This is a genomic window from Falsiroseomonas sp. HC035 (assembly GCF_050563525.1).
Lineage (GTDB): Bacteria > Pseudomonadota > Alphaproteobacteria > Acetobacterales > Acetobacteraceae > Falsiroseomonas.
This window is the reverse complement of the sequence record NZ_JBNXUN010000005.1, coordinates 208,046-223,760: the sequence shown is the minus strand read 5'-3', so window position 1 is coordinate 223,760 and position 15,715 is coordinate 208,046. Positions and strand designations below refer to the sequence as shown.

The 15,715-nt window shown below is 68.7% G+C and carries 14 protein-coding genes; 7 read left to right on the top strand and 7 right to left on the bottom strand.

Going from position 1 to position 15,715, the window contains the following annotated elements; all coding sequences use genetic code 11:
• Window positions 1–304: 304 nt before the first annotated feature.
• Window positions 305–2,653, bottom strand: a complete 2,349-nt coding sequence (locus ACLF3G_RS13495) for a xanthine dehydrogenase family protein molybdopterin-binding subunit (protein ID WP_430669899.1) — start codon at window positions 2,651–2,653, stop codon at window positions 305–307.
• A 164-nt stretch (window positions 2,654–2,817) separates the two neighbouring features.
• Between ACLF3G_RS13495 and ACLF3G_RS13490 the strand changes: the two genes are divergently transcribed.
• Genes ACLF3G_RS13490 through ACLF3G_RS13470 form a run of 5 tightly spaced genes read left to right on the top strand, consistent with a single transcriptional unit; the run spans window position 2,818 to window position 7,061 of the window.
• The gene (locus tag ACLF3G_RS13490) at window positions 2,818–3,606 is read left to right on the top strand and encodes a GntR family transcriptional regulator (RefSeq protein ID WP_430669898.1); all 789 of its coding nucleotides are present in this window, start codon (window positions 2,818–2,820) and stop codon (window positions 3,604–3,606) included.
• Window positions 3,607–3,617: 11 nt separating this feature from the next.
• On the top strand, window positions 3,618–4,094 hold the full coding sequence (locus ACLF3G_RS13485) for a cupin domain-containing protein (protein ID WP_430669897.1): 477 nt from the start codon (window positions 3,618–3,620) through the stop codon (window positions 4,092–4,094).
• An 8-nt stretch (window positions 4,095–4,102) separates the two neighbouring features.
• A complete protein-coding gene (locus ACLF3G_RS13480; RefSeq protein ID WP_430669896.1) occupies window positions 4,103–5,116 on the top strand; it encodes a ketopantoate reductase family protein in 1,014 nt (337 codons plus the stop codon).
• 44 nt (window positions 5,117–5,160) lie between these two features.
• Window positions 5,161–6,156: a Bug family tripartite tricarboxylate transporter substrate binding protein gene (locus ACLF3G_RS13475; protein WP_430669895.1), complete on the top strand. Its 996-nt coding sequence runs from the start codon at window positions 5,161–5,163 to the stop codon at window positions 6,154–6,156.
• Window positions 6,157–6,200: 44 nt separating this feature from the next.
• Window positions 6,201–7,061: an alpha/beta fold hydrolase gene (locus tag ACLF3G_RS13470; protein ID WP_430669894.1), complete on the top strand. Its 861-nt coding sequence runs from the start codon at window positions 6,201–6,203 to the stop codon at window positions 7,059–7,061.
• Between the two features lie 21 nt (window positions 7,062–7,082).
• Here ACLF3G_RS13470 and ACLF3G_RS13465 read toward each other — a convergent pair whose 3' ends face one another.
• From ACLF3G_RS13465 to ACLF3G_RS13455, 3 genes are read right to left on the bottom strand one after another with little or no spacing between them, the layout of a single operon-like run.
• Entirely contained in the window at window positions 7,083–8,051 is a 969-nt protein-coding gene (locus ACLF3G_RS13465) for a Bug family tripartite tricarboxylate transporter substrate binding protein (protein ID WP_430669893.1), read from the bottom strand.
• Window positions 8,048–9,178 carry a CaiB/BaiF CoA transferase family protein gene (locus ACLF3G_RS13460; RefSeq protein WP_430669892.1) on the bottom strand — a complete coding sequence of 377 codons (1,131 nt, stop codon included), beginning with the start codon at window positions 9,176–9,178 and terminating at the stop codon, window positions 8,048–8,050. The genes ACLF3G_RS13465 and ACLF3G_RS13460 overlap by 4 nt, the downstream gene beginning before the upstream one ends.
• Window positions 9,175–10,161, bottom strand: coding sequence for a Bug family tripartite tricarboxylate transporter substrate binding protein (locus ACLF3G_RS13455; protein WP_430669891.1), 987 nt, complete (start codon window positions 10,159–10,161; stop codon window positions 9,175–9,177). Before ACLF3G_RS13455 ends, ACLF3G_RS13460 begins: the two co-directional genes overlap by 4 nt.
• 131 nt (window positions 10,162–10,292) lie before the next feature.
• Here ACLF3G_RS13455 and ACLF3G_RS13450 point away from each other — a divergent pair, with 131 nt between their 5' ends.
• Window positions 10,293–11,270, top strand: a complete 978-nt coding sequence (locus tag ACLF3G_RS13450) for a hydroxymethylglutaryl-CoA lyase (RefSeq protein ID WP_430669890.1) — start codon at window positions 10,293–10,295, stop codon at window positions 11,268–11,270.
• Window positions 11,271–11,293: 23 nt separating this feature from the next.
• Here ACLF3G_RS13450 and ACLF3G_RS13445 read toward each other — a convergent pair whose 3' ends face one another.
• Genes ACLF3G_RS13445 through ACLF3G_RS13435 form a run of 3 tightly spaced genes read right to left on the bottom strand, consistent with a single transcriptional unit; the run spans window position 11,294 to window position 14,837 of the window.
• Window positions 11,294–13,411, bottom strand: coding sequence for a molybdopterin cofactor-binding domain-containing protein (locus ACLF3G_RS13445; protein ID WP_430669889.1), 2,118 nt, complete (start codon window positions 13,409–13,411; stop codon window positions 11,294–11,296).
• A complete protein-coding gene (locus ACLF3G_RS13440; RefSeq protein WP_430669888.1) occupies window positions 13,408–13,872 on the bottom strand; it encodes a (2Fe-2S)-binding protein in 465 nt (154 codons plus the stop codon). The genes ACLF3G_RS13445 and ACLF3G_RS13440 overlap by 4 nt, the downstream gene beginning before the upstream one ends.
• Complete coding sequence (locus ACLF3G_RS13435; protein WP_430669887.1) at window positions 13,869–14,837, bottom strand: Bug family tripartite tricarboxylate transporter substrate binding protein; 969 nt, start codon at window positions 14,835–14,837, stop codon at window positions 13,869–13,871. The genes ACLF3G_RS13440 and ACLF3G_RS13435 overlap by 4 nt, the downstream gene beginning before the upstream one ends.
• A gap of 153 nt (window positions 14,838–14,990) precedes the next feature.
• Here ACLF3G_RS13435 and ACLF3G_RS13430 point away from each other — a divergent pair, with 153 nt between their 5' ends.
• Window positions 14,991–15,677 carry a GntR family transcriptional regulator gene (locus tag ACLF3G_RS13430; RefSeq protein WP_430669886.1) on the top strand — a complete coding sequence of 229 codons (687 nt, stop codon included), beginning with the start codon at window positions 14,991–14,993 and terminating at the stop codon, window positions 15,675–15,677.
• Window positions 15,678–15,715 lie beyond the last annotated feature (38 nt).

Genomic DNA, 15,715 nt, shown 5'->3' with positions numbered 1-15,715 from the left:
AACCGCGCTCACTGAGAAATCGAAGATCACCTGCTCAGGCCTCCACATTCAACGAGTGCTGAGCTTCCGTGCTGCCTACTGTGCATTTGCGGTGGGACGGTCGCACGCACCCTGGTGACAGACAGCCCCTGCCCTCCCCTCGCAGTGGCGATCTCGGCGGTTGTCCCGCCATTGCGGCAAGCCTCTGCTCGCCCGTGGCAAGCAGGTCTTCCCGAGTGGACCAACGCTCTGGGAAGTGCACGCGAAGTCGATCCTACAACAGCCTAGTAGAGCATCATACATCAACCGGAATGTGACCCAGGCTTCAACCGGGTTGGCGGACGGCGTCCAGCGCACGCCAGACCTTCTCGGCCGTCACAGGCATGTCGATCAACGGCGAGGCGCCGACGCTGGACAATGCATCTGCGACAGCGTTCATCAGCGCGGGCAGCGATCCCGTAACTCCGCATTCGCCCGCGCCTTTTACCCCGAGAGGATTCTTCGGCGAGGGCACAGGATGAAAATCCGTGCCGATTGCGGGCAGGTCGCTGGCGCGGGGCAGCGCGTAATCCATCAAGGAGCCCGTCAGGAACTGGCCGTCCTCGTTGTACTGGCAATGCTCCATGAGGACTTGGCCCAGCCCCTGCGCCACGCCCCCCTGCACCTGCCCATGTACGATGCGCGGGTTGATCATGGTCCCGACGTCGTCGACGGCGACATAACGCTCGACCGAGATGCGGCCGGTGCTGGGGTCGATCTCCACTTCGCAGATGTGGCACCCGTTGGGGAAGTGCATATCGGGCGCGGTGTAGTCGCCGGTGGAATCGAGCGTTCCCGGCAGGTCTTCCGGCCACCCGGGTCCCTTGCCGACCAGTCGCGCAAGATCGAGTAGTGGGATGGCCCGGTCAGTTCCGGCGACACGGAAGCTGCCGGCGTCGAATTCGATATCCGCCTCCGCTGCCTCCAGCAAATGGGCTGCGGCCCTGCGGCCCTTCTCGATGATGATGGCGCAGGTATTGGCAAGCGCCGATCCGGCCATGATCATGGAGCGCGAGCCGACGGTCGCGAAGCCCACGGGCTTGTCGGCGCTGTCGCCCTGCCGCAGTTCCACCTGGCCGTAGGGGATTCCCAGCCGCGCGGCGACGACCTGCGGGAAGGTGGTCTCGTGGCTCTGGCCCTGCGACTGCGTAGCGACCACCAGCAGCACGCGTCCATCCTCGGTGAAGCGAATATGCGACCCCTCGTGGTTGAAGCCGCCGACATTCTCCAGGAAGCAGGAAATGCCCTGGCCGCGGATCAGGCCGGCTTGCTCGCTCGTCCTGCGCCGCGCAGCGAAGCCATCCCAATCCGCCTGGACCAGTGCCTGGTCGAGCACCGCCTCGAACTCGCCGCTGTCGTACAGCCGGCCGGAGGGGGTGCGATAGGGAATGGCCGAAGGCGGGATCAGGTTGCGCCGGCGCAGCGCGATGCGGTCGATGCCGAGTTGGCGTGCGGATTCATCGACCAGTCGCTCCACGATGTAGGCGGCCTGCTCCCGCCCGGCACCACGGTAGGGACCGATCGGCGCTGTGTTGGTCATCACGCAATCCACCCGGGTATGGCTGAGCGGGGTGAGATAGGCCTGCGGCAGGCCGTAGCTGGTGTTGCGGATCGAGGCGTTCGGTCCGTTGCAGGCGAAGTAGGCCCCCATGCCGGCCAGGATGGAGGCCCTGACCGCGAGGAAGCGCCCCTCCGCATCGAGCGCCAGCGCGCAGTCGATCACGGCGTCGCGCGCGTGGTTGTCAGAGATCAGGTTGTCGCTGCGTGTAGCACGCCACTTCACGGGGCGGCGCAGCGCGCGTGCCGCATGCAGCAGCGCGATATCTTCCGGATAGGGCTGCTCCTTCACGCCGAAGGCGCCACCGACGTCATGGGTGCGGATGTGGATGCGCTCGTCCGGCACATGGAAGATCTGGTCGCACAGCACGCGCAGCATGTATTCGGAACCCTGGCTGGGCGTCAGCCATTCGAGCCGGTCGGCCGCCTCGTCATAGGATGTGATGCAACTGCGCGGCTCGATCGGGTTGGCGAAGATGCGGCTGTTGACCAGCCTCAGGCGGGTGACGTGGGCCGCCTCGGCGAAGGCGCGGTCGATCGCCTCCGGCTCGCCGCTCTGCCACTGGATCGTGGTGTTTCGTGATGCGTCCGGCCAGAGTTGCGGCGCATCCGGTTCCACCGCGAGAGCAACGTCGGTGACGGCGGGCAGCGCCTCGATATCCGCGGTGATCAGTTCGGCCGCGTCGCGTGCGGCATTGAGTGATTCCGCGACGACCAGGGCGATGGGCTCGCCGACATAGCGCACGCGATCCTGCGCCAGGCCGGGCCGTGGGGTCGCGACGTCGCGAGTCAGGACGAAGTTCCGCAGCGGCAGGCGCTGCAGCGGCCCAACTCCGGCAGCGCGCAGATCCTCGCCGATGAAGACGCCAATCACGCCGGGCGCCCGGCGCGCCGCTTCCACATCGAGCCCGCGCAGCAGACCATGCGCATGGTCGGACCGGACGAAGGCGGCGTGGGCCTGGCCGGGCAGGTTGAAATCGTCCGAGTAGCGGCCGCCTCCGGTGATGAAGCGGTGATCCTCGCGGCGATGGGCCGGTGCCCGGCCGCCGCCGGGAAGCCCTTCGGCCTTGCTGTGCATGAGTGGCGTTCCCCTCGGACGATAGCGTCGCGGCCACCTGTTCGGCCGGCATCCGCTTGACAGTGCCGAGACACTAAGGTCTTGTCATTTGGTTGGCAATGTAAGGACGTTTGGGTCCGGTGTTGCCAGTCCCACCGTTGGCCACACAGGGCATGCGCTAGACGATGAACATGGCGATCGACCTGAAGGAGCTTCGCCCACTGGACCCCGGCGCGCCGCTGCCGCTGTACGTCCAGCTCGCGGAACGACTTTCGGTGCTGATCCGTCCTGTCCAGGAACGCCTGGCCGGTCGCCTGCTGCCGTCCGAGGCGGAGCTGACGGCGCATTTCAGCATCAGCCGTCCCACCGTACGCCAGGCCATGGGCCAGCTCTTGTCGGAAGGGCTGATCGTGCGCGGGCGCGGACGCGGCACCTTCGTCGCACCGCCGCACGCCAGCCGCGACCTTGGCGGGCCTTCGGAGTTCGAGCTGCTGCCGCCGAGCGACGAGATCGAGTTCCGGCTCATCGCACGGCTCCGGCTGCGGCCTACGCCTTCCCTCCGTGCGCTGTTCGCGCTGCGGCCGGGCGAGCCGGTGGAGCGGATCACACGGCTCCGTCTCATTCAGGGCGAGGTCTACGCCTTCGAGGAACGCTTCCTGCCCGTCCCGATCGCCGACCAGATCACGGATGCGGTGCTGTCCCGCGATGCCGGGCTGGTCTTCATACGCCGGTTCATTGGCGGAAGGGGCGGCAAAGTGGATTTCCGCTTCCGCGCCATTCCCGCCAGCGCCGACCAGGCGCGGATCCTTGACACCCGGCGCGGCGCACCGCTGCTGTCGAGCGAGCATACCTACTACGGCGTCGACGAGCGGCCGATCCTGCACGGCATCATCGTGTTCCGCGGCGACCGCTACGATTTCGGCTTCAGCGCGCCCATCCATGGGCGCCCTGCGCGGCAGCAGCCAGAAAATTGAGGAGAGACGCCATGGAATTTCCGCTTCGCCGCGTGGTCACGGGTCATGATGCGCAGGGTCGCGCCGTGGTCCAGATCGACGACATCCCGAGCAACCTGGTCTCCAAGCGCCCGGGACACAATTCCTTTGTCGTCTGGACCACGGTCGGCAACCCCGTCGACAACACCGGGACCGGCGATGACGCCACCCGCCCCGTCGGGACCGAGCTGCGCAACGGCAGCGTCTTCCGCATCATGAAGCTGGACCCCGGCGTGGCGCCGCGGCCGCACCGCACCGCGTCCATCGACTACCTCATCGTCCTGTCGGGCGCCGTCACCATGGAACTCGACGAAGGCTCGGTGGACCTGCGCGCGGGCGATCTACTGGTGCAGCGGGGCACCTTTCATAACTGGATCGTCACCGGCACCGAGCCCTGCCTGATGGCCGTGGTGCTGATTGACGCCAAGCCGGTCGAGGTGGGCGAGACCACGCTCGGCGCCTTCGGCTGAGCCGGCGGATGCGGCGCATCGCCGTGTTCGGCGCCGGGGCTGTGGGCTGCCACATCGCGGCCCGGCTGGCCCAGACCGGCGTGCCGATAAGCCTGGTGGCGCGCGGCGCGATGCTGGAGGCGCTGGAACGTTCCGAGCTGACCCTGCTGGAAGGCGAGACGAGCATCACATCGCCGGTGCGCGCCGTGGCGCGGGCGGCGGAACTCGGTGTCCAGGACTTGGCGATCATCACGGTGAAGGGCACGCAGCTTGGCGATGCGGTCGAGGATATCGGCCCGCTGATCGGCCCAGAGACCAGCCTGCTGGTCGTGATGAACGGCCTGCCCTGGTGGTTCGCCGAGGGCATGCCGGCGCCGCTGCGCGAGGCGCTGGCACCTCGTCTAGATCCGACCGGCCGCCTGGCGGTGCTGCTGCCGGCGGAGCGTGTGATCTGGGGCGTCATCACCGCCGGCGCCGCCGTGGTTGCGCCGGGGATCGTGCGCAGCACAACGCCCGCCGTCAGGCGGATCGTGCTGGGCCGGCCGGATGACCGAGACGACGCGACCCTGCAACGGGTTCGGGCGCTGCTGCTCGGCGCGGGCTTCGAGACCACGATCGCACCCCGCATCCGCGAGGCGATCTGGGCGAAGCTACTGCTGAATGCCGGGCAGGCCATGGTGGCCACGGTCACCAACCGCGACCACCTCGCCGTCACCTCGGATCCGGAAACGCGCGGCGTAGTCATCGCCTTGATCGAGGAACTGGCGAGGATCGGGGCCGCGATCGGCGTGCACCCGCCGGCCGATCCATGGGCGATGACCGACCCCGCCAACTATGGCCGCCATGTGCCCTCCTTCCTGCAGGACCTGCGATCCGGACGGCCATTGGAACTTGATGCGACCATTCTCGCGGCGCGGGCGATCGGCCGCGCCCTGCATCTCCCGATCCCGACGCTCACAACGGTCGCGGCAATCGTCGCCGCACAATCCGCCGATGCGGTGGTGCGTGCGCGAGAGGCCGATGGGCCGGTGGTGGCCGGCTGACCCGACACGCCTGATCAATCCGCCATCAACAAACGGAGGAAACAATGAAATCGACACGACGGTCACTGCTACCGATCCTGGGCTGCCTCGCCGCCCTGGTCTCAGCGACCACGCCGGTGCTGGCGCAGGAGTGGCCCAACCGGCCAATCCGCCTGATCGTCCCCTTCGGGGCTGGCAGCGGCACCGACATCGTCGCGCGCATCATCTCCAATGACGTGGCCGAGATCCTCGGTAAGCCCGTGGTCATCGAGAATGTCGGCGGCGCTGGCGGCACCATCGGCGTCACCCGCGCCGCGCGCGCCGCGCCGGATGGCTACACGATGGTGATCGGTGCGGTCGATACCTTCGCGCAGAGCCAGTACCTGTTCCGCAGTCCGCCCTCCAATACGGTCGAGGAATTCGCATCCGTCGGGCTGGCGGTGGAACAGCCGCTGGTGCTGCTGGCGCGTAAGGACCTGCCGGGTGGTTCGCTGCGCGAGTTCGCCGACTATGCCCGCGCCAGGCCGGGGCAGATGAGCTTCGCCTCCGCCGGCATCGGTGCTGCGCCCTACCTCGCCTGCGCCATGTTCAACGCCGCGGTTGGCATCCGCGATGTCGTCCATGTTCCCTATCGTGCCGCGGCGCCGGCGCTGCAGGACATGATGGCGGGTCGGCTCGACTACTACTGCCCGCTCGCGGCTGCGGCGGTCAGCTTCATCCAGGACAACTCGCTGCAGGTGCTTGCCGTACTGACGGCGGAGCGTTCGCCGCTGTTCCCCAATCTGCGCACCGCCCAGGAACAGGGCATAGCCGTCGTTGACGGCTACTACTGGAATGCCTTCTTCATGCCGATCGGGACGCCCGAGCCGATCCTTGATGCGATGAATACCGCGCTTCGGACGGCGCTCAGCCGGCAGGCCGTTCAGGATCGTCTGCGAACTGCCGCTTCGACCGCCGTGGCGCCGGAGCGCCGCTCCCGGGAATACCTGGCGACCTTCCTGCGCAGCGAAATCACGAAATGGGCGTCGATCATGCGGACGGCCGAAGTTCCGCAGCAGTAGCCGCCCAACAGGCAAGTGCGTGCGGACAGGAAAGGATGACGAAGATGCCGGATGCCAAGGTACGGGGCGTGACCCTGAACTACCAAGTGATCGGCGACCAAGGCCCATGGATCGCGCTGACCCCCGGCAGCCGGCGTGGCTATGCGGAGCTGGTGCCCATGTCGCGCGAGCTGGCGCGGCATGGCTACCGGGTGCTGCTGCATGACCGGCGCAACTGTGGCGCGTCTGACGTCTCCATCGACGGTGAGGGGTCGGAGTACGAGATCTGGGCCGACGACCTGCGAGAGCTTGCGCAGGGCCTGGGCGCCACGCGGCTGCATGTCGGGGGCTCATCCTCTGGCGCGCGGCTGGCCGTGCTGTTCGCGCTGCGGCACCGCGCATCGCTGGATGCATTGCTGCTGTGGCGCGTCACCGGTGGGCGCCATGCCTCTGAAAAGCTCGCCGCGCGATATTATGGCGACTTCATTCCCTTGGCTGAATCAGGCGGCATGGCGGCGGTGGCGGAGACCGAGCATTTCGCCGCCTGCATCGCCGCCAGGCCGTCCAACCGCGACCGCCTGCTGGCGATGGATCCGCAGCGCTTCATCGCGGTGATGCGCAACTGGCAGGATCATTTCATTCGCGCCGCCAACATGCCGATCATTGGCGCGACGGAGGAGCAGCTGCGGGCCATGGATGCGCCGACCTGCATCATCGCCGGCAACGATCTGGTCCACAGTCCGGAAACGGCGCGGAAGATGGCGGCGCTGCTGCCTGACTGCACCTACCACGACGACGTGGTGGCGCAGCGATCCGATGAGGACCTGCTGGTCGAGTGGGACCGAGCCGAATGGAAGTCGGCGGAGCCACGGATGGTGCGGATCTTCACCGGCTTTCTGGCCCGACATAAGCGCGACGCCGGATAGCCGGGCGCCACCGCGGGTTGTTCAGTCCACCTTGAGCTGAGCCCCGCGGACCACCGGTTCCCATCGCACCAGGTCAGCGGCAATGAACCTGGCGAAGGCGTCGGGGCCGCTGACATCGGGCACCATGCCCTGGCGCGCCAACGCCTCCAGCACGTCGGGCGCTCCGAGAGCTGCGACGCAGGCCGCATGAATTGCCAGCACTGCCGCCCGCGGCGTTCCTGCCGGTGCGACAAGACCGTACCAGGCATCGCCAGAGACGCCTGGCATCCCTGCCTCGGCAAAAATCGGCGCCGGCTGCGGGCCGGGCATGCGCACCGGACTGGTCAGTGCAAGTGGCACGGCACCTCCCTGGATCGCGGCGGAAAGCTCGCTCGGGGCGCCCCAGGTCAGCTGGACATCGCCGGATGCCAGGGCTGCCATCGCCGGCCCAGCACCGCGATACGGCACGTGCGTGATGTCCAGGCCAGACTGGGCCTTCACCAACTCCAGCAGAAGATGCGCAAGGCTGCCATTTCCGGAGGTGCCGCAGGCAAGACCCCGGGCCGAGCGGAGATCCGCAAGCTGACGAAGACCGGATCGCGGACCAGCCACCAGCATCATTGGAGAAGACATCAGCTTGGTGACCGGCGCCAGGTCGCGCTGAACGTCGTACGGCAAGGTCGGGTACAGGAAGGGCGTGATGGTCAGCGGTGCCGGAGCGAGCAGCACGGTATGCCCATCCGGGGCGGCCCTGGCGACCAGCGCCGTGGCGATCGTCGTGCCGGCTCCGGCGCGGTTCTCGACCACGACCGGGACCGGCCATTGCGCCTCGAGCTTGCTGGCAAGGATCCGCCCGACAGCGTCGGTCGCGCCACCCGGCGCGAAGGGGACGATGAGGCGTACAGGCTGCCGGGGCTGCCAGCCTGCCGCGACGGCCTGGGCCGACGCCTCGCTGTTGCGCAAGGCAAGGGCGAGGCCCAGCGCCCCCGTAAACGCGTCTCGTCGTTTCATGGCTTCAGCACTTCCTCGTTGTGGGCACCCAGGCGGGGGGCTGCGCCCCTCACGCGCGGACGCTCCCCGTCGAGGGACAGCGGAAGCGCGACCAGCGAGAAATCCTCGCCTGGGACATTCTGCATCATGCCGAGCGCCTGGGTCTGCGGCTCGGCCAGTGTTTCCGGAATGCTGTTGATCGGCGCGCAGGGGACGCCGGCACGCTGCAGCCTCTCAAGCCAGGCGGCACGCGGCGTCTCCCGCATCACGGCCGAGATCATCGGGAGCAGTGCCTTCTGGTTCGTAAGCCGTGAACGGTTGGTGGCGAACCGGTCATCGGCCGCCCATCCGGCGTGGCCAAGTTCTGCGGCGAAACGCACGAAGAGACGGTCATTGCCGCAGCAGACAAGAATCGGGCCATCCGCCGTGTCGAAGGACTGGTAGGGCACGAAGTTGGGGTGGCCGGAGGCGTGGCGCTCCGGCAGCTTGCCCGTGTTGACGTAGCTGCTCATCTTCTGGCCAGCCCACAGTAGGGCGGTTTCGAGCAGCGAGGTGTTAACCACGCCGCCGATTCCCGTGCGGTGCCGTCGCTCCAGCAGTGAAAGTGCGCCAAGGACGGTCCACAGGCCCGTGCCCTGGTCGACGACAGAGGCGCCCATCCGCACCGGAGGGCCGTCCGGCTCACCCGTGATCGACGACAACCCACCAAAGGCCTGCAGCAGCGGCTCGTAGCCCGGCCGCAGCCGCTCCGGTCCGACATGCCCGAAGGCGGACATGGCGCAGTAGATAAGCCGCGGGTGACGCGCACAGACCTCGCCGGGCCCGATCCCCAGGGCCTCCGCCACACCAGGGCGGAGGTTGTGCAGCATGATGTCGGCGGTCTCGAGCAGGTCGTGCAGTGCATTGACCCCGGCGGGCGACTTCAGATCCAGCGTGACCGATCGCTTGCCGCGGTTGAACTCGTGGAAGTTCAGCGCATCGCCGTAGCGGAATGCCGGCCCCATCTGGCGTGCGTCGTCGCCGCCATCGGGCTTCTCGACCTTGATCACATCGGCGCCAAGATCCGCGAAAATCGCGCCAGCGAAAGGGCCGGCAAGCACCTGGCCCAGCTCGACCACGCGCAGGCCGGAAAGGACTCCCTCGTTCACTGCAGTTCGATTCCGGCTGCTGTCACCAGGCGCTTCCACTTCTCGATCTCCGCGGCCTGGAAGCTACTCAGGTCCTCGGGCGTCCCGGGGCGCAGCACCATGCCGTTGGCGGTCAGGCGTTCGGTGACGCCGGGGCGCACCATGATGTCGTTGATCAGCCGGTTCATGCGGGTGATGATCGGCACGGGCGTGCCGGCAGGTGCATAGATCGCGTTCCAGGACAGCATCTCGTAGCCGGCGAAGCCCTGCTCCTCCACCGTCGGAACGTTGGGTAGCATGGGAACGCGCTGCCGGCTGGTCACGCCGATGGCACGCACGCGACCTTCACGTGCATGTGGCGCCGATGTCGTGGCATCGACGAACATGACCTGCACGACACCGCTGATCACGTCCGTGATGCCGAGAGGGTTCGAGCGGTAGGGGACGTTGATCATGTCCACATTGGCGGCCGACTTGAACATCTCGCCGGCGACGCGCGAGGAGGCCGAACCGGACGCGAAGTTGAGCCGCCCCGGATTGGCGCGCGCATAGGCGGCGAGTTCCTGCATGGTACGGACCGGCAGGTCGTTGTTCACCACCACCAGAAGCACGCCAACCCCGATCAGGGCCACCGGCGCGAAGTCCTTCACCGGGTCGTAGGGCAGCCGACGGAACAGCGCGGGGTTGGAGCCATGCGTGGTATTCGCGGTGGAGAGGAACGTGTATCCGTCTGGCCTTGCGCGCGCCACAGCCTCGCTGGCGATGAAGCCGTTGGCACCGCCCCGGTTGTCCACCACGACCGGTTGGCCGAGATCCGTGGAAAGTGGATCAGCAAAGTAGCGCGTCGTCACGTCCGTACCGCTGCCAGCCGGAAAGGCGACGATGAATTGGATGGGACGAGCGGGCCAGTTCGGCTCGGACGGTTGTGCAGCGGCGATGCGGGATACGGCAGGTGCTGCAATCAACGCAGTCAGTGCCGCCCGTCTCGAAAGGGTGCGATCCATCAAGCATCCTCCAGTTCCGGAGCCCTCTGGCGGGGCGCCTTTCGCGGCGTTAGCCTTTGCCGTGAGCGACAGCGTTCCCGCTACTGCGGGCAAGTGTCAATGTTCCGCCGTGCATGACAGGAGCAGACGCCATGTCTGATCTACCCAAGCGGGTTCACTTTCACGAGGAAGGCCCGCGCGAGGGTTTCCAGATTGAGCGCGAGACGTTTCCATTGGCGCAGCGCGCTGCGCTGGTGAACGCCCTGTCCGAGACGGGGCTGGAGGAGATCCAGGTTGCCTCCTTCGTGTCGCCGAAGGCCGTACCGCAGATGGCGGATGCCGAGGCGCTGTTCGAGGCAGTCAAGCGAAAGCCGGGCGTGCGCTATGATTCGGTTTGGCTCAACGAGCGGGGGTTCGAGCGCGCCCGTGCTTGCCCTGGCGTGCATGTCACCGGACGCATCGCACTTTATGCTTCCGATGCCTTCGCGCTGCGCAACAACAATTGCACCGCTGCGGAAATGCGAAGTCGCGTGAATGGTTGGCTCGACCGTTATGCTGAAGTCGGCGTGCCGATGGAACGCGCGCTCGTGATGGCAGCCTTCGGCTGCAATTTCGAGGGCGAGGTCCCTCCAGCGCGGGCGATCACCGAGCTCGTTTGGGCGGACCGTGCCTGCCGCGAACGTGGCTTCACGCTGCCGCGCGTCTATCTCGCGGACACCATGGGCTGGGCCAATCCACAGTCGGTGCGCCGTCTGGTTGGAATGCTGCGCGAGGCGCTGCCGGAGGCGGAGGTGGGGCTGCACCTGCATGACACGCGCGGCCTTGGCGCTGCCAACGTGCTGGCGGCGCTCGAGATGGGCGTCAGCCACTTCGACAGTTCGGTTGCAGGCCTGGGTGGCTGCCCCTTCGCAGGTCACGGAGAAGCCAAGGGTGCCGGTAACATCTGCACGGAAGACATGGTCTTCCTCTGCCACGAGATGGGCATCGAAACCGGCATCGACCTCGACGCGCTGGTCGAGGCGGCGCGGCTCGCTGAAAGCATCATCGGGCGAACCCTTTCGGGGCGCCTGATGCATGCGGGTACGCTGGCGCATTACAGGGATCGGCAGGCGACCGCGCGCAGCAGCTGATCTGGCCGCGCGCGTGGCGCCGCTCAAGGCAATTGCGGTGCCTGCGCCAGGTTTTCCACGGTGAAGGGCATGGCACGTGGGCGTACGCCCAGGGCACCATGGATGGCATTGGCGATCGCGGCGACGGTAGGGCCGAACGAGGGTTCGCCGGCACCGAGCGGCGGCTGGTCGGGGCGGTCGAGCAGCCGCACCTCGACCTCCGGAACTTCTTGGAAACGCAGGATGGGATAGCTGTCCCAACTGTCGCTGGTGATCCGGCGGCGATCGAAGCGCACGGCTTCCTTCAGCGCCTGGCTGGTCGCATGGATGGCACCACCTTCCAGCTGGTTCACGACGCCGTCGGGATTCACGACCTCGCCAAGGTCGGCCGCGATCCAGATGCGGCGGACGCGGATCTCGGCTTCCGCCTCGACCTCCGCCACCACCGCGCACCAGCCGCCGAGGTTCTTGTAGCGCGCGACAGCCAGGCCGAAGCCGCCCCCTTCCCGCGCCTGGCGGCTGCTCCAGCCGGCCATGTCGGCCGCCGCGCGCAGGACCTCCGCCGCGCGTGGGTCGTCGATGTGGTCCAGGCGGAAATCCAGCGGGTCGCGGCCGGCGCGGGCCGCGAGTTCGTCCATGACGGATTCGATCGCCCAGACATTCACCGGCGCGCCGAGGCCACGCATGGCGGAGGTGCGGATCGGCATGTCCGTCACCGTACGCAACCGCACGCGCAGCGACGGGACGCGATACAGCGGCACGGCGTTGCGATGCGCGCTGCCACCGCGTTCCAGCCCGTGATTGATCGCGGGCGGCACGGCGAAGGGCTCGGCGAGATGTGCAGCGGCCAGCAGCGTCGGCAGCTTGCCGCGCCCGGGCCGGGAGGAATGGCCGTTGCTAGTGACGTCCACCTCGAAGCCGGCGAGCCGGCCTTCGGCATCCAGCGAGGCCGAGACATCGACCACCATCGCGGAGGATACCGGCGACCAGCCGAGTTCATCCGCGCGCGTCCACAGCACGCGCACCGGCCGGCCCGGCGCGGCCCGTGCGGCCAGCGCGGCATCGAGCGCCACGTCGTCGGCGCCGTTGTGGCCGTAGCAGCCGGCGCCCTCGACGTGGCGGACGAGCACCTGCGCCTCCGGCATGCGCAGCGCCTTCGCGAGGTCCATGCGAAGGTTGTAGGGCCCCTGCGTGTGCGACCAGACCTCCACCCGCTCGCCGTGCCACTGCGCGATGGCGCAGGACGGGCCGATGGAGGCGTGCGCGACGGGCGGGCGGAAGAAGCTGGCGGTGACGATGTGAGCTGCGGCCGGCGCCGGGTCACTGCGCTCGAAGGCGACCGATTCATCGGCGGGCGCGGCACGCAGCCAGTCCGCCATCGCGCCTTCCTCCGGCAGGCTGTCCCGCTCGTCCCAGCATGCGGCGGCGGCGAGGCGGGTCGCGGCGGTCTCGGCGTCGGCCTCCGTCTCCGCCAGCACGGCGAGGAAGCTGCCGTCGCGGTGGATCACGGTGCCCGCCGGCAGCTTCGCGGCCGGCAGATCCAGCAGCGTCGCGGCGCGGGAGGGTGGGCGCAGCACGCGCGCGTGCAGCAGGCCGGGCGGGCGCATGTCGTGCAGGAAGCGCGGGCGGCCGAAGACCTTGTCGGGCAGGTCGCGGCGCGGCGCGGACTGGCCAGCGATGCGGCGCGCCGCGGCGGGCTTGGCGCGGGCGCCGGGCGTCGCGTCGCAGTCCAGAAGCGCCTGGTCGGCGAGCTGCCAGTAGGACCCGGCCTCGCCCTGCGGACCGATGAAGGCGCCATCCTCGACGCGCAGTTCAATGAGGCTGGCGCCGCTGCGCTGGGCCGCGACCTGGAGGAAGATCGCGCGCGCCTCGGCACAGACATGGCGCAGCGCGGCGCCGCTGTTCTGCACGGAGAGCGAGCCGGAGGTCACGCCCTCATCCGGGCTGTCCGGCGTGGCGACGGTGGTGACGTCGATGCGCGACAGCGCCACGTCGAGTTCATCGGCGGCGATCTGCGACAGCGCGGTCAGGATGCCCTGTCCGATCTCGACCTTGCCGGGGCGGATCACGACGCGGCCGGATGCGGTGAAGCCGAGCCAGCGCGACAGGCGCGGGTTGGCGGCCAGGCTGCCAGGCAGAGGCGGGGACGGCTTCGCGCTCATGCCGCCATCTCCCGGGCTGCGCGCAGCACGGCGCGGATGATGCGGTTGTGGCTGCCGCAGCGACACAGATGCGGGTCCAGCGCCTGGCGGATCGCGGTGGCATCCGGGGCCGGGTTGTCGCGCAGCAGGGCGGCGGAGGCCACCAGGATGCCAGGCAGGCAATAGCCGCACTGGCCGGCCTGCTCGGCCAGGAAGGCGGACTGTAGGGGATGCGGCGCCTCCGGCGTGCCCAGCCCCTCGACGGTGGTGACCTCCCGGCCGGCGACGCTGCCGCTGGGCAGGGCGCAGGACATGGTGGGCCTGCCGTCCAGCAGCACGGCGCAGGCGCCACAGGCTTCGGCGGCGCAGCCGAAATGCGGGCCGGACAGGCCCGCCGGGCCGCGCAGCGCGGCCAGCAGTGGCATGTCTTCCGCCACGTCGAGTTGGACGGCGGCGCCGTTCAGCCGGAAGGCAATGCTCATGTCGGCTGGATGCCCGCGAGGCGGATCCACTCGCGGCGGCGCTCGATGTCCTCGCGCAGCAGCGTGTCGTACTCCGCGACGGTCATCGGGGCGATCTCGGCGCCGAGGCGGGCGAAGGCGGCCTGGATGGAGGCGGTGCCCAGGATGCGGTTCACCGCGGCATTGAGCTTCTCCACCACCTCCCGCGGGGTGCCGGCCGGCGCCATGACGCCGTTGAAGCCGACCTGCTGGAAACCCGGCAGCGTCTCCGCAATGGTTGGCGTATCCGCCATCAGGGAGGAGCGCACGAGGCCGGTGGTGCCCAGGGCACGAACGCGGCCGCTTTGAATCAGCGGCATCATGGTGGCGATGCCGTCGAACATCATCGGCACGGTGCCACCGGCTACCGCGTTGCGGGCGTCGCCGCTGAGGCGGAACGGCACGTGCTGCACCTCGATGCCGGCGGCATGGCGGAACACCTCGAAGGCGATGTGGTAGGGGGTGCCCGGGCCGGAGGAAGCGTAGTCCATCGCGCCGGGCCGCGCCTTGGCCAAGGCGACAAGCTCGGCGACGCTGCGCGCCGGCACGTCCGAATGCACCACCAGTACCTGGTAGGTGCGGTTGAGACAGGCGACGGGGACGAGGTCCCGCATCAGCACGTAGGGGCGGTTTGGCAGCAGCGTCTCGTTCGCCGTATGGGTCACCGTCAGCATCATCAGCGTGTGGCCGTCGGGGGCAGACCGCACCACGGCATCGGTGCCAATGACGCCGCCACCGCCCGGCCGGTTCTCCACCACGAAGGGCTGGCCGAAGGCCTCGCCCAGGGGCTCCGTCAGCAGGCGAGTGAAGGTATCGGCGCCGCCGCTGGCGGCGAAGGGGATGATGATGCGGACGGGGCGGTTCGGCCAGGCGGCCTGGGCGCTGGCCAGGCGTGGCGCGGCGAGGGCCGATCCGGCGAGTGCGGCAAGGCTGCGGCGGGTGAACATGGCATTTCCTTTCCCTCGATGACCACCGGCGGCAGGGAGGTGATAAGGCTGCTGCCAGCAAAATCGATTTTTCTTATGGGCGCCACGTTATGTCGACGATCGGGTTGGCGCAATGGGCTTGGCTGGCGCGGGACGGCGCGGCTATGTCGGGGCATGACCCGCCCAGCGGCCAAGGCCGAGCCGACTACCCTGTCGACGCAGATCTATCGGCGCCTGCGCGCCGAGTTGATCGACGGGCTGCTGCCACCGGGAACGAAGCTGAAGGTGCAGGCGCTGGCCGATGCCTACGGTACAGGCACAAGCCCGGTGCGGGAGGCGCTGAGCAGCCTGGCGGCGGAAGGGCTGGTGGAACGGCTGGATCAGCGCGGCTTCCGCGCAGCCCCGGTGACCCTGCCGCAATTCGAGGAACTGCTGCGCGCCCGCTGCTGGGTGGAGGAAGTGGCGCTGCGGGAATCCATCCTCGCTGGGGATGCGGCGTGGGAGGAGGCGCTGGTGGTGGCGCGCTACCGCCTCGGCGGCCTGGCCCGGCGCAGCGACCCGTCCAGCCCGCGCGACGACCCTGCCTGGGATGCCGCGCACCTGGCCTTCCACCGGGCCCTGGTGGCGGCCTGTCCCTCCGCCACCATGATCGGCTTCTGCGAGACGGTACGCGAACGCGCCGCCCGCTACCGAGGCCTGGCGTTGACCGTCGCCTATCCATCCCGCGACGTGGCGGCGGAGCACGAGGCGCTGGCCGAGGCAGCGCTTGCCCGGCGGGTGCCGGAGGCCTGCGGGCTGCTGGTGGCGCATTACCGCCGCACCGCGGATTACCTGCGGCTGGCGCTGGAACGCCTGACCTGACCCGGGCTGCGGCGGGCCCCTCAACCGGGCGCGCCTGC